Below are 13,880 nucleotides of genomic sequence, written 5' to 3'. Positions count from 1 at the left end.
GTGTCGATCGTCATGATCAACCGGCCCCCGGTCGCCATCTACCGGGAAGACCAGTGGTTTAGCGGCTGGATCTACGCCGGCCTGGCGGCGATCGCCGCCCTGGCGGTCGGTGTCGTCGCCTGGCACGTCGATCCGGCCACCCCCTTCCTTGGCTGGCCCGGCTGGCGAGAACTCCCGCTGGCCGCCGCGCTCTGTCTGAGCCTGCCGCCGATGCTCGTCGTCGGCCTGCTGAGAATGACCACCGAGGTCCTTCCCACCGACCTCCGCATCTGGTTCGGCCTGCTGCCGACCTACCGCCACGTCGTCCCCCTCTGCGAGATCCGATCGGTCGAACCCGTCCGCTACCGCCCCCTGGCCGACTGCGGCGGCTGGGGCATTCACCGCTGCCGCAACGGCGAGCGCGTCTTCTCCGCCCGGGGGGACCGCGCCGTCCGCATCACGCTCCACGATGGTTCCACCGTGCTGATCGGCTCGCAGCGGCCCGAGGAACTCGCTCGGGCCCTCGATCAGGCCGTGCGGAACCTCATCTGATCGGGTTCCCTGGCACAACCGGCCGGGAGGATCCGCGATCGAACGCCGGCTCCTCCGCGAGGAAGGCGCCGACACCTCGACCTGACGGCTTCGTTCGGAAGTCGACCGGAACCTCTTCGGCCTCGTCCTTGCCCGGGGTTGCGAAACGACCCCGGAGATCCTGCCGATCGCGGCCGGCCCCCGGTCTGATCGTTTCGTGCGATCGGCTTCGGACGACGAGTTCCGCGCGTTGGTGGCCGCGATGCGAGCCGGCGACGACGCCGATCGAGCCCGAGCCGTCGAGTCAGCCTAGCGAGTCCTCTTCGCCGGGCGGTCTGGAAGGGCGAAACAATCGCTCGATCAGACGGTGAGCTCCCGATCCCGAGCCACGACCGGCCAGCGGTCGATGACTCGGCCGTCTTGGACGACGATCGCCTCCTTGTGCAGGGCGCAGGTCGGGCAGATGTGGGTGGGGATCGCCAGCACGGGAGTTCCTGGCGGGAAGTCGGACGCGGCGCTCGTCTCGACGACGAGATGCTCCTCGTTCTGCGAGCCGAGCTTCGCGCCGGGAATGCCCAGAACCGTCACCCGATCGCCCGCCGGGTCGGCCGCCACCGCCTTCGAGCCGATGTCCAGGCAGAGCAGCCCCTCCTTCGGCCGGCTGATCACCCGGCCGAGCAGCAGGGCGGCCGGCGTGAAGCCGAGATCGGGGTACATCGTCCCGTAGCCGGTGTCCTGGAGCACGACCGTCCCCGGCGAGCATTCCAGGCCGGGCAGGTCAAGCGAGGCGTAGATCGGGAACGGGGGAGTCCCTCCCATCACGATCCTCGGGACGGGCAAGCCTCTCGCCTCGATCCGTCCCCGGAGGTCCAGCACCCGCTCGACGATGTTCCCGACCGACGCCCGACGCTCGGTCAGGTCGCGGGCCTTCGTGTGTCCGTCGTAGGCGTGCAGGCCGTCGGGCTCCAGCCCGGGGAGGCGGGCGACCTCGGCATACAGCTCCTCTGCCGCCGGGCCCGGGAGGATCCCCGTGCGGTCCATGCCGACGTTCAGGTCGAGCAGGGTCGGCAACGGGCGATCGAGCCCGACGACCGCCTCCGACAGCGCCTTCGCCGCCCCAGGGTCGTCCACGACGGCCCGGAAGGTCGTCCTCGGGAACGCCGTCATCAGCCTCGCCATGCGAGCCGGGTTCGGTCCGACCAGCGGGTACGCGAGCAGGACGTCGGGCGCCCCGGCCTGAGCGGCCATCTCGGCCTCGGCGATGGTGGCGGCCTTGTGCTTGGTGATCCCCAGCTCGACCGCCATCCGGACGATCGCCGGCATCTTGTGCGTCTTGACGTGCGGTCGGAGCCGAGCCGGATCACCGACGAGCTCGATCATCCGGGCAAGGTTCTCCCGCACGAGGTCGACGAAGACGATCAGCGAAGGGCTGGGGATCGGAGACACCTCGTCAATCCGATACCTCGGTTCGGGAGCCAGCGCGCTCATGGTCGATCCGCCTCGGTCGGTCCGGCCCGCGACGCGAGGCCCCGGACGGGGGGCGTTCCGCTGGCATCGAGGCCGGGGTTTCGCCACAATATCGGCTTTCGCGAGACCCGGCACAACCCACCGCACGTCTCCGCGCCCCATCCCCCCTCCGCGAGGCCCTCCCACGATGGAATTCGACCCCCGCCACCGCTCCCGTCTGCTCCTCGACGGTCCCTCCCGAGCCGCGGCCCGATCCTACCTCAAGTCGATCGGCTACACCGAGGAGGACCTCAGGAAGCCGATCATCGGCGTCGCCAACACCTGGACCGAGACGATGAACTGCAACTTCCACCTCCGAGACCTGGCGGTGGACGTGAAGCGGGGCATCCGGGAGGCCGGCGGCACCCCCATGGAGTTCAACACCATCGCGATCAGCGACGGCATCACCATGGGCACCGAAGGCATGAAGACCAGCCTCATCAGCCGGGAGGTGATCGCCGACTCGATCGAGCTGATGGGCCGCGGGCATTATTTCGACGCCGTGATCTGCCTAGCCGCCTGCGACAAGACCATGCCTGGCTGCGCCCTGGGCCTGCTCCGGCTTGACGTGCCCGGCTTCGTCCTCTACGGCGGCTCGATCGCCCCCGGCCACTACAAGGGGAAGGACGTTACCGTTCAGGACGTCTTCGAGGCCATCGGGGCTCACTCCCGGGGCCGGATGACTGACGAGGAGCTGCACGAGCTGGAGGGCGTCGCCTGCCCCGGCGCTGGCGCCTGCGGCGGTCAATTCACGGCGAACACGATGGCCCTGGCCTTCGAGTTCCTCGGCCTCTCCCCCATCGGCACCGCCAGCCCCCCGGCGATGGACCCCCGCAAGAAGGAGGTCGCCTACAAGGCCGGCAAGCTCGTCGTCGATCAGCTGCGCAAGGGGCTCATGCCGAAGTCGATCCTCACCCGGCTCGCCTTCGAGAACGCCATCGCCGGTGTTGCCGCCACCGGAGGCTCGACCAACGCCGTGCTCCATCTGCTGGCGATCGCCCGGGAGATCGGCGTCCCGCTGACGATCGACGACTTCGATACCGTCAGCGCTCGCACTCCCACCCTCGCCGACCTGAAGCCCGGCGGCCGGTTCGTCGCCGCCGACCTCGACCGAGCCGGCGGCGTCCCCCTGGTCGCGAAGCGCCTGCTCGACGCCGGCAAGCTCGATGGCGGCCAGCTCACTCCCACCGGCCGATCGCTCGCCGAGGAATCGGCCGTGGCGGTCGAGGAGCCGGGGCAGGAGGTCGTCCGCCCGCTGGACAATCCGCTCAAGCCGACCGGAGGCCTGGTGATCCTCAAGGGGAACCTCGCCCCCGAGGGCTGCGTGATCAAGGTCGCCGGCTCGGAGCGGCAGTACCACCAGGGACCGGCCCGGGTCTTCGAGTCCGAGGAGCAGGCGATGGCCGCCGTTCTCTCGAACCAGATCCAGCCGAATGATGTGGTCGTCATCCGCTACGAAGGGCCGGCCGGCGGCCCTGGCATGAGGGAGATGCTCGGCGTCACCGCCGCGATCGTCGGCGCCGGTCTGGGAGAGACGGTCGCCCTGATGACCGACGGCCGCTTCAGTGGTGCCACCCGGGGCCTGATGGTCGGGCACGTCGCCCCCGAGGCCGCCCGGGGAGGGCCGATCGCCGCCCTCCGAGACGGCGACGTCATCACCCTCGACATCCCCAACCGCCGGCTTGACGTCGCGCTCTCCCAAGACGACCTGGCCGCCCGGCTCTCCGGCTGGACCGCCCCCAGGCCCCGATATCAGACGGGCGTGATGGCCAAGTACGCGGCCCTGGTCTCGTCCGCCTCCGAGGGGGCCGTCACCCGGGTCCCCGAGCCGAAGTCCGCTCCGTGATCCCGGCCGGTCCTTCCCGCCGCCGGAGCCTCTCCGAGAGGCCCCGGCGGCGGCCCCTTCCGCCGTCCCGGGCCCCGAGGTCTTGACCAGCCCGGGAAACCGTTTGACACGTCCGGAGGGGCCGGTAGGATAGAATGAGATTGAACCCGCCTCGCGTCGTCCCTGTCGAGACGCTCTGGCCTCGGTCGGCTCCGATCTGTCGGGCCTTCCGCATCGAGGTTCGTTTCCCCACTCGTGCCTCGGACGACCACCTTCGAATCCGGTGCGACCCGCCCCCGAGCGACGCCTCTCCGCGGGTACAACCTCGAACCGATGACCGGTCCTCGCTCGCGGTCAGTCCGCGCAAGCGATCGTACCTGTGTGTCTCGGCCGATCCCGGAGGTCCCGCCGAGGTTTCGCCGTGTTGTGGAAGCTCGCGATCACCCTGGGCGTCGTGTTCTGGATCGCCGGCCGCACCCCCGCGCTGAGCAACCCGCTCATCCGCCTCCTGCTGCCGAGGTCCTGGGCGGCCGTGCTCTCCGCTCTGCCGGCCCGGCGTCCGACCCGGCCCGGCCCGCCGGCCGAGCCTCCGAAGCCCTGGCTCGACCGGAGGACGAAGGTCGCTCTGATCGTCGTGCTGCTGCTGGCGATCGCCGCCTGGTTGGCCACTCGGGCGACGATCTCCTCGCAGGCCGTATCGATCGACGAGCCCAGGGGAACGGCCCGCTGACTCGACCGATCGACCCCAAACCCTGATCCACCGTCCGCGTCCCCCAATCGATCCCCCGACGTTCCCCGACCCGGAGGCCCCCGAGATGTTCCAGGACCTGATCACCTTCGCCCTGCTCCCCTCGTTCGGCCCCTGGGAGCTGGCCGTCATCGGCATGGTCTCCCTGCTGATCTTCGGCAACCGTCTGCCCAGCGTCATGCGCTCGCTGGGGAAGAGCGTCGTCGAGTTCAAGAAGGGGATGAACTCCATCGAGGAGGAGCTGGATGAGGCCGGCAAGCCCGACGCGAACGCCAAGAAGGCCGAGACCGGCGCCGACGTCTGATCGCCGGCTCGACCGCCTCCCATCCCGCCGTCCTCCCGAGGGCGGGGTGCCCGAGCATCGGCCGCCCCGCCCCCTCTCGCCGCCCCCGGCCCCGCTTCTGACGACTTCTCCGCCTCGCTCCGGGAGTTTCCATCGATGCTCTACGCCCTGCTGCCCGGCATCGGCCCGCAGGAGATGGTGATCATCGGCATCCTCGGCGTCCTGCTCTTCGGCAAACGACTTCCCGAGGTCGGGCGTTCGCTCGGCAAGGGGATCGCCGAGTTCCGCCGCAGCATCAGCGGTGTCGAGGATGAGCTCCGTTCGATCAACCGGCAGGTCACCAGCACCGCCAACTCCGCGACCCGCCCCTACACCCCCGCCAACGCCGCCCCGGCCGTGACCAACGACCTCTCCCCCGATCCCGCGGTCCCCAAGTTCGAGCCTCCCACCGCCGCGCCCTCTCCCCGCGGCGAGACCGCCTCGGATTTCGATCCCCAACCCTATTACGACTGATCCGGCTCGGCCCGATGGAGGCCCCGCCGCCCCGATGAGCGACCCCAAAGAGAACCGGTTCACGCCCCCGGTGCCCGCTCCCGGTCTGCCGGTCGATCGCGTCACCGAACGCGACCCCCCGATCTGCTCCGTCACCTTCCGCTATTCGGACCAGGACCTGAGGCGGGCTCTTGCGCCCTCGGCTCGGGGGTGGGTCCTGCAGCCGGTGACGTTCACGACCCTCGCCGCGGTCGTGCTCGCGGTGCTCGCTCGGTCCCCCGAGGGGCGCTGGCCTTCCGAGGCCCTGCTCCCGACGGGCATCGCCCTCGCTGGCTTTGCCCTGATCGTCGGCGCGGGAGCGATCTCGCAGCGCTGGCGAGGCCGGAGACCGACGGAGTCTCCCTTCGAAACCACGTTCGAGCTGACCCCCTCGGAGCTGATCATCCGGGAGTCGGGGACCACCGAGATCCGGCGCTCCTGGCCGAGCATCGCCGCCATTTCCTCAGATCGCCATCTCATCCGCTTCGACCTCGTCTCCTTTGACACATCCACTGGCCGGTATGTCACCCGTCCCGGCCCCGTCCTCCCGATCCGAGCCTTCGACAGCGAGGCCGCCGCCTCCTCGTTCCTGGCCACCGCCTGCTTCTATCGCGCCTCGGCTGGCCCGACGATCTCCGACGCGTGAGGCCCTTCCCCGTGCGCCCCCCGATCCCCGACAGCCCCGAGTTCAATCGACTCCTCCTTGGGGACGAGGACGCCGACCTCACCCGGATCGCCCTGGAACTCGCCAGAGACGCCGACCCGGACCTCGATCCCGCCTCCTGCCTGGATCGCATCGCCTCCCTCTCCCGGAGGATTGGCCCCCGACTCCCCTCCCAATCGGGCACCGAGGACGCCTTGCGGCAGATCAACTGGGTTCTCTACGTGGAGGAGCGGTTCTCGGGGAATGAGGATGACTACGACGACCCGAGGAATAGCTACCTCAACGAAGTCCTCAGGAGACGCACCGGCATCCCCATCAGCCTCGCGGTGCTGTATCGGGCGGTCGCCCTGGGAGTGGGCGTCACGCTTCACGGCGTGAACCTCCCAGCCCACTTCGTCCTCCGGGCCGACCGAGACGACGGGCCCCCCGTCTTCATCGACGCCTTCCACGGTGGGGCCCTGCTCGATCGGGATGGCTGCCGACGCCTGATCTCCTCCCGATCCGGCGGCCGAATCGAGCTGGACGACGCCCTGTTCGAACCCTGCGCCACGTCGGACATCGTGGCCCGGATGCTTCGCAACCTCAAGGCGGTCTACCTCGATCGCGGTGAGCTCGCCGCTGCCTGGCCGGTCCTCCGACGGCTCGTCGCGCTCCGGCCCGGCGAGCCCGAGCATCGTCGCGATCTCGGCATCGCCTCGCTCGCCGTCGAGCGCCCCGAAGAGGCGGTCGCCCAGCTCTCCGCCTACCTTGAGCAGGTCCCCCAGGCCTCCGACTCCCCGGCGATCCGTTCGATCCTCCGAGAGGCCAGGCGTCGGAGCGGCCGGTCCAGCTGATCGAGGGTTCCGAGCGTCCTGGTCCGGCCAGGGCCGCTCCCGAAGCCCGCGCGCGTCGGCGCCCGGTACGGTCGATCCCCCCCATTCCGTCCGCCCCGAGGGCAGGATTTCTGGTAGAACCAGGAGAATCCCCTCAAGTCCCTTCCGGATCCGGCCGATGATCTGACGAGGAGGACGAACCGAAGCCTCGACTCGGGCCGAAGCTCCCGAACTCGGGGCATCGTGATCGGGTTCGTCGCCGGTTCGGGGAGGGGCGGAGGCTCGTCGTTGCAGATCCGCACGGTCGGCTCGATCATCGTGGCCGCAATGCTCGTGCTCGGCCAGGCCGGCTGCCGGAACCTGCCGAGGGGTGGGCTGGCCCTGGGCCGGGCCCCCGAGATCCGCACGATCGCCGGGGTCGGCGCCCGTCCGGATCGACCGGCGACCCGAGAGGGAACTCCCTCGACCATCTCCAGCCGCGTGGACCCCCCGGCCGAAGGTCCCTCCTCCGACCGCGTCATCGGCCAGGTCGTTGACGACCAGGGCGTTCCGGTCGCCAACGCCCGAGTCCGGCTCGCCGTCGATGGCGCCCCGGCGGGGAGGGAGGTCGAGGGGACGACCAATCGTTCCGGCCGGTTCCTGCTCAAGGGGCTCCGACCGGGAGAGCGGTATACCCTGATCGCCGAATGGGACGACGGTGACGACTTGTTGCTCGGCCGTTCCACCGTCTCCACCCCGGCCGAGGAGATCGAGATTCGGGTCGCCTCGGTCAAGGAACCGAACCGCGCCGAGGTGACCTCCGGTAGCCGGTTTGAAGCCTCTGGTGTCCGACTCTTCGAGGCTCCTCCCCAGGAACCCGACCGGGTCCCGATCCGGTCGTATCGCCCGGACATTCCCGGGAGGATGCCGCCGCCCGACCCCGGGACCAATCGAGACTCCAGAGCCGGCTGGATTCCCAGCGACGGCGTCCGTCGCGCCTCGCTCGACCCCGATCGGGAGGAGTCCTCCTCGGTCGTCCGGGCTTCGGCCGCTCCCGAGGGACCGAACTTGTTCCCGGAGACCGAGCGGTCCCCTGTCGATCCCCCTCCCGATCGATTCGGGGCGCTGGCCGAATCGTCCCGGATCCCCGACGAGATCGAGCTCCCCGAACCGATCCTCGATCCCGCTCCTGGCGGGGCACTCGATCCTCCCCTTCTGAAGGAGCCGTCGGGAACCCGATCCCCCTCGCCCCCCTCCCAGCCGTCGCCGGCTCCCGTCCGGCCAATCGAGGAGAGAGCCGCTCCCACGGTACGGATCTTCGAGCCGGAGTCGGAGCGAGAGGCCGACCAGCCGGATCCTCCGCTCTTGATGACCGACACGCCCCCAGTCGTCGAGCCTCGGGACGACCGAACGAACGCTCCCCTCGCGCCGATCGGTGCGGATCGCCCTGGGGCGATGCGGGTGCCGACCGGGGCTCCTCCGTCTCGGGAGGGGTCGCCGGCCGAGGACGCGACGCCGGAACGATCTCCGATCGGTCCCGATCCGACGATCGTGCCCGATGGGCATGGGGAAGAGATGGGCTCCTTTGATCCCGAGCCGTCTCCAGAACGGTTGGCCGACGGTCCTCGGATCGCCCCCCTCCCGGATCAGGATCCCCAGGAGGCTCGAACTCCGGCCAGGGTCGGTCCGTCGTCCGATCCGTTGGAGGTCGATCGCACCCCTGGGGAGCATCCTCGCTTCGAACTGGAGCCGAATCCGGAAGCTTCCAATCGGGTGGTGCGTTGGGGGGATCTCCCCCCTCCTGAGCCGCTCGATCCCCGAGGGCCGGAGGCCTCCCCTCCGGCCGACGAGGGCCAGGAGCCCGCGGGATCGGGTTGGGGAGCCGGCCTGTTGCGGCTGATCCGTCCCGGCCGAGAGGAGGCCCCGGCCGTCGAGCCGAGGATCGAGTTCGACGCCGAGCGCGGCAGGCTGGGAGACTTCGAGCTGCCCGACGTGCAGGGCCGTCCGTTCCGGCTCAGCGAGGCGAACTCCGACTATGTGCTGCTCTGCTTCTGGGGCACCTGGTGCGATCCCTGCCTGGCCGCCCTGCCGCACCTGGACGAACTCCAGGGGCAGTTCGGCCCCGATCGGCTCCGGGTCGTTTCCATCGCCTACGAGCGGAACGGCCAGGGAGGGCCTCGCTCCGTCTCCCGGACCGCCAGGCGCCTGGGGCTCCGGTTCCCGATCTTGCTCGCCCCGGCCGACGGGACCTGCCCGGTCGCCTCAGCCTTCGAGGTGAAGTACTACCCGACCCTCGTGCTGCTCGACCGCGAGGGCCGGGTCGTCCACCGCGAGACTGGGGCGACCGGCGAGACGCTCATGAGGCTCGACCGGGCGATCGCGGCGGCCATGGCGGAGGGGGTGATGACGGTGACTCGCCACTGAGGAGGGCCGGCCGACCCTCTCCTCAGAAGAGTCCGGTGATCTGCCCTCCACTGTCGACGTCGATCCGAAGGGCCGCTGGCTGCTTTGGGAGCCCCGGCATCCGGACGATATCCCCGGTTAGCGCGACCAGGAAGCCCGCCCCGGCGGCGATCTCGATGTCTCGCACCGTGATGGTGAACCCTCGGGGTCGTCCCCGGAGCTTCGGGTTGTCGGAGAGCGAGTCCTGGGTCTTGGCCATGCAGATCGGCAGGCCGCCGTAGCCGAGCCGCTCGGCCTTGCGGAGCTTGGTCCGAGCCTCCGCGGTGAGGCTGATGCCGTCGGCACCGTAGATCGACCGGGCGATGGCCTCGATCTTCGCCTCGGGGGAGAGGTCGAGATCGTAGAGGGGCCGGTAGGGCGTCTCCGGCTTCTCCGCCGCGGCGACGACTCGCTCGGCCAGCTCGGTCGCCCCCGCTCCTCCCCGACCGAAGACGTCGGCGGTGGCGCAGGGGACGCCGAACGACTCGCAGAAGGCGTGGACGACGCCGAGCTCGCCGTCGGTGTCCTCTCGGCGGCGGTTGATCGCCACGACGACGGGCTTGCCGAAGTGTCGGGCGGCTTCGAGGTGGGCGGCCAGGTTCTCCAGGCCGCGCTCGACGGCCGAGGGGTTCGGCGTCGTCAGGTCGTCCAGGCCGACGCCGCCGTGCATCTTCAGAGCGCGGACCGTGGCGACGATCACCACCGCGGCCGGGTTCAGGCCGGCGGAGCGGCACTTGATGTCGAAGAACTTCTCGGCCCCCAGGTCGAAGGCGAAGCCGGCCTCGGTGACGGCGTAGTCCGAATGGGCCAGGGCCATCCGGGTGGCGAGGACCGAGTTGCAGCCGTGGGCGATGTTAGCGAACGGCCCGCCGTGGACGAAGGCCGGCCCCCCCTCGGTCGACTGCACGAGGTTGGGCATCAGCGCCTCGTTGAGGATCGCCACCATCGCCCCGGTCACGCCGACGCTGGAGGCGAGCACCGGGCCGCCGTCGCGGTCGTAGCCGATGAGGATGCGATCGAGACGCGCCCTCAGATCATCATACGACTCGGACAGGCAGAGGATGGCCATGACCTCGCTGGCGGCGGTGATGTCGAAGCCCGACTCCCGGGGCACCCCCTGGCCGGGGCCGCCGAGGCCGATGACCAACCGCCTCAAGGCGCGGTCGTTCATGTCCAGCGCCCGCTTCCAGAGGACCCGCCGCGGGTCGAGCGGCGTCTGGCCGAAGTGGAGCTGGTTGTCCAGCGCCGCGGCCAGCAGGTTGTGGGCGGCGGTGATGGCGTGGAAGTCGCCGGTGAACTGGAGGTTGATGACGTTCGAGGGCTCGACCTTGCTCGCCCCGCCGCCGGTCGCCCCCCCCTTGCGGCCGAAGACCGGCCCCATCGACGGCTGGCGGAGGGCCAGACAGGCCTCCTCCCCAATGCGGCGGAGCCCCTGGGCCAGGCCGATCGAGGTGGTCGTCTTCCCCTCGCCGGCCGGCGTCGGGGTGATGGCGGAGACGAGGATCAGCTTGCCCGGAGATCGCCGAGATCGGGCCGCCTCCAGCGCCTCGAGCCGGACCTTGGCCTTGTCCCGGCCGTAGGGCTCCAGCAGGTCCTCGGGGATGCCAAGTTGGGCCGCGATGGCGGAGATCGGCTGCCGGTCGGGCGACGTGTCAGGCATCGACATGTCCTGTGGTTGTCTGTTCGAGAGGCCGATCGGCGGGGCCGACGCCGAGGTCGTCGAGGGCGAGCAGCAAGGGGGGACGCCAGCAGTCCTCCCGGTCGTCGAACCAGCCGGGGACGATTTCAGCGGCCGTCCGCATCGACTCGGATCGCCGGGCGTCCCGCAGCCGCCGCCGCTGGGCGTCACCTCGGGCGTGCTCGTCGTCCGGCGGGACCTCAGTTACCGCCTCTCGGATCGTTGCCAGCGCCGGGCAGGCCGACGAGGTGACCCCGGCGATCCGGAGCATGGCCCAGTGGAACCGGAGCCCGTACCTAGGATGCGGGTAGCGGCGGTTGACCGCCGGCCCGACGGCGCCCCGCTCCTTGCGAGCATCGTCGCTCTGGACGGAGAAGGTTTGGGCCACCTGACTCGGGTCCTTCCGGCCGGCGGCCCAGTGGTCGAAGGTCCCGAGACGGTCGTCCGGGCCCGCCGCGGAGTCGATTCGGGGTGGCGTGTGCATGTGAAGACCTTGCTGACCCGATGCGGCGGCACCTGAGGAAATCAAGCCGGCGGGCCCGGTCCGGATTCCCGGGGACCGAAGCCCGATGCTAGCGGTCCTCCCGCCCCTTGACAATCCGGTAGGGTGACCCTCGGGGGGCTTCCGGGTTGGTCAGGGCAGATACCGGGCCAGCCAGCGATGGACCTCGTCCCACCAGACGACCCGGTTGGCCGGCTTGGCGATCCAGTGGCCCTCGTCGGGGAAGAAGACGAACCGGCTGGGAACCCCCCGGCGCTGGAGGGCGGTGAACATGCCGAGCCCCTGGGAGTCGGGCACCCGGAAGTCGAGGGCCCCGTGGAGAACCAAAGTGGGTGTCCGGAATTTTTCCACAAAATTGCTGGGGGAGTGGATCTGGTACTGCTCGGGGCTGGTCCAGGGAGGTCCGCCGAACTCCCATTCGGGGAACCAGAGCTCCTCGGTGGTGAAGTACATGCTGTGCAGGTCGAAGACGCCGGCGTGCGAGATCAGCGCCTTGAAGCGGTCGGAGTGGCCGGCGATCCAGTTGACCATGTAGCCGCCGTACGAGCCGCCGGCGGCGGCCATGCGGTCGCCGTCGAGGAACGGGTAGGTTTCCAGGGCATGATCGAGCCCGGCCATCAGATCCTCGAAGACCCGGCCGCTCCAGTCGGTGCTGATCTGGTCGGTGAAGGTCTGGCCGAATCCGGTCGAGCCCCTCGGGTTGACCGCGACCACGGCGTAGCCGGGAGCGGCGAACAGCGCGAGGTTCCAGCGCGCGTGCCAGCTGTTGTGCCACGAGCCCTGCGGGCCGCCGTGGATCAGGAACAGCACCGGGTAGGTCTTCGAGGCGTCGAACCCGGGGGGCCGGACGAGCCAGCCCTGGACCTCGTCGCCGTCGGCGCCGGCGAAGGTGAACGACTCGGCGGGGTTGAGGTCGAGCTGGGCGATCAGCTCGTCATTGTGATGCGACAGCGCCCGGATGTTGTCCGGGCCGGGGGGATCGACGTAGAGCTCGGCGGGGCGATCGGCCGAGGATCGGGTGAAGACGATCGCGGCTCCGGCCCGCTGGGGGGAATCGTAGGAGCCGTCGCCGGAGAGCAGGGGGCGGGGGGCCATCCGGGCGAGAGCGGGGACCTCGTAAATGATGCTGTCGCCGCCGCTGTCGACGACCGCCAGCAGGGACGGCCGTTCAGGATCCCAGGAGAAGGCGGAGACCGGCCGGTCGATCGCGGCGGTCAGCGGCACGGGTCGGACCCCTTCGGCACCGATCTGGTCGGTGGGCAGGAGGTTGAGGATCCACTGGTCCGCCTCGAACCCGGCCCGGGACTGGCTCAGATAGGCGAGGAACCGGCCGTCGGGGGAGAAGGACGGCTGGGCGTCGGCGGCGGGGTTAGCGGCGGTCAGGTTCGTCGGGGCGCCGCCGGCGACGGGAACGGTCCAGATGTCGGTGTTGGTGGACCAGGGGTGGTCCTTGAGCGGCTCGGCGGTGAAGGCGAGGGTCTGGCCGTCGGCGGAGAAGGTGTAGTCGGACGAGCCGCCGAAGGGGGCGGGAGGGACATTCACATCGAGGTCCGGGGCCAGATCGCGGGCCTCGCCGGTCGAGGCGTCGACAATGAACGGATGGCTGCGCTTGCCGTCGTCCCAGGAGGCCCAGTGGCGGACCATCAGGCGGTCATACGCCTTGACCTGGCTCTTCCGCTCGGCCCGCTCCTTGTCTCGCTTCGCCGTCTCCTCCGGAGTGGTTCCCGGATAGACGCGGGCGACGACGGCGAGCCGATCGCCAGTGGGGGACCAGATCGGGCCGTCAACGTCGATCGGCAGATTCGTCAATTGCCTGGCCTCGCCGCCGTCGATGGGCAAGAGCCAGACCTGGGAGGAACCGCCCCGATCCGAGAGGAAGGCGATCGTCTTCCCGTCGGGGCTCCACCTCGGGTGCGAGTCGGCCCCGGAGGCGGTCGTCAGCCGCTTCGGCTCGCCTCCGGAGACGGGGACGAGCCACAGATCGCTCCTCGACTTCCCCGCCTCCCGGTCGACCTCCGAGACGACGTAGACGACGAGCGAGCCGTCCGGAGAGACCTGCGGGTCGGACACGGTCTTGACCGCCAGGAGGTCGTCGACCGTCATCGGTCGGCCGGCGGCAAACGCCCGGCCGGCGAAGGCCAGGAAGGCCAAGAGCATCAGCGGGACGAGTCGGGTCATGGTCGTCGGATCCTCGAGGTGCGCTGCTTGGTGCGCTGCGGGTGCGCTGGGATGGATTGACGGAAGTCCGATTCTCGTCAATGGTTTCGCGAGTTCGTTGAAACTATGAGAGGGGAGGTCGAGCCGACGGGGCCCGGGGCCCCGAGCCGGTGGAAGACTGGAGGTGTAGAACCGAACTCCTGCCCCACCGAACCGGAGGACTCCCGTGCACCACGTCGGCAT

General features: G+C 70.1%; 12 protein-coding genes. 8 read left to right on the top strand and 4 right to left on the bottom strand.

Going from position 1 to position 13,880, the window contains the following annotated elements; genetic code table 11:
• Entirely contained in the window at positions 1–531 is a 531-nt protein-coding gene (locus tag TsocGM_RS01180) for a hypothetical protein (RefSeq protein WP_233578155.1), read from the top strand.
• A 339-nt stretch (positions 532–870) separates the two neighbouring features.
• On the opposite strand, the gene TsocGM_RS01175 is transcribed toward TsocGM_RS01180, so the two are convergent.
• On the bottom strand, positions 871–1,998 hold the full coding sequence (locus TsocGM_RS01175; RefSeq protein ID WP_126723490.1) for a D-TA family PLP-dependent enzyme: 1,128 nt from the start codon (positions 1,996–1,998) through the stop codon (positions 871–873).
• A gap of 166 nt (positions 1,999–2,164) precedes the next feature.
• Between TsocGM_RS01175 and ilvD the strand changes: the two genes are divergently transcribed.
• The 7 genes from ilvD (at position 2,165) to TsocGM_RS01140 (ending at position 9,282) form a co-directional block, all read left to right on the top strand.
• Positions 2,165–3,862: a dihydroxy-acid dehydratase gene (gene ilvD / locus TsocGM_RS01170; RefSeq protein ID WP_126723489.1), complete on the top strand. Its 1,698-nt coding sequence runs from the start codon at positions 2,165–2,167 to the stop codon at positions 3,860–3,862.
• Positions 3,863–4,262: 400 nt separating this feature from the next.
• Entirely contained in the window at positions 4,263–4,571 is a 309-nt protein-coding gene (locus TsocGM_RS01165; protein ID WP_126723488.1) for a hypothetical protein, read from the top strand.
• Between the two features lie 85 nt (positions 4,572–4,656).
• Positions 4,657–4,893, top strand: coding sequence for a Sec-independent protein translocase subunit TatA/TatB (locus TsocGM_RS01160; RefSeq protein WP_233578153.1), 237 nt, complete (start codon positions 4,657–4,659; stop codon positions 4,891–4,893).
• Between the two features lie 135 nt (positions 4,894–5,028).
• Positions 5,029–5,385: a twin-arginine translocase TatA/TatE family subunit gene (locus TsocGM_RS01155; protein WP_233578151.1), complete on the top strand. Its 357-nt coding sequence runs from the start codon at positions 5,029–5,031 to the stop codon at positions 5,383–5,385.
• A gap of 34 nt (positions 5,386–5,419) precedes the next feature.
• Positions 5,420–6,049, top strand: coding sequence for a hypothetical protein (locus TsocGM_RS01150; protein WP_126723487.1), 630 nt, complete (start codon positions 5,420–5,422; stop codon positions 6,047–6,049).
• Entirely contained in the window at positions 6,046–6,900 is an 855-nt protein-coding gene (locus TsocGM_RS01145) for a SirB1 family protein (protein WP_126723486.1), read from the top strand. Before TsocGM_RS01150 ends, TsocGM_RS01145 begins: the two co-directional genes overlap by 4 nt.
• 267 nt (positions 6,901–7,167) lie before the next feature.
• The gene (locus TsocGM_RS01140; protein ID WP_126723485.1) at positions 7,168–9,282 is read left to right on the top strand and encodes a redoxin domain-containing protein; all 2,115 of its coding nucleotides are present in this window, start codon (positions 7,168–7,170) and stop codon (positions 9,280–9,282) included.
• Between the two features lie 22 nt (positions 9,283–9,304).
• On the opposite strand, the gene TsocGM_RS01135 is transcribed toward TsocGM_RS01140, so the two are convergent.
• The 3 genes from TsocGM_RS01135 to TsocGM_RS01125 form a co-directional block, all read right to left on the bottom strand.
• Complete coding sequence (locus tag TsocGM_RS01135; protein WP_391731118.1) at positions 9,305–10,966, bottom strand: formate--tetrahydrofolate ligase; 1,662 nt, start codon at positions 10,964–10,966, stop codon at positions 9,305–9,307.
• Entirely contained in the window at positions 10,953–11,462 is a 510-nt protein-coding gene (locus TsocGM_RS01130) for a hypothetical protein (protein ID WP_126723483.1), read from the bottom strand. Before TsocGM_RS01130 ends, TsocGM_RS01135 begins: the two co-directional genes overlap by 14 nt.
• Before the next feature lie 150 nt (positions 11,463–11,612).
• Positions 11,613–13,658 (bottom strand): S9 family peptidase, encoded by a 2,046-nt coding sequence (locus TsocGM_RS01125; protein WP_233578149.1) that lies wholly within the window; start codon positions 13,656–13,658, stop codon positions 11,613–11,615.
• Positions 13,659–13,880: the final 222 nt, after the last annotated feature.

Origin of the sequence: Tautonia sociabilis (assembly GCF_003977685.1) — a bacterium.
Taxonomy (GTDB): domain Bacteria; phylum Planctomycetota; class Planctomycetia; order Isosphaerales; family Isosphaeraceae; genus Tautonia; species Tautonia sociabilis.
This window is presented reverse-complemented; position numbering and strand designations above follow the sequence as displayed.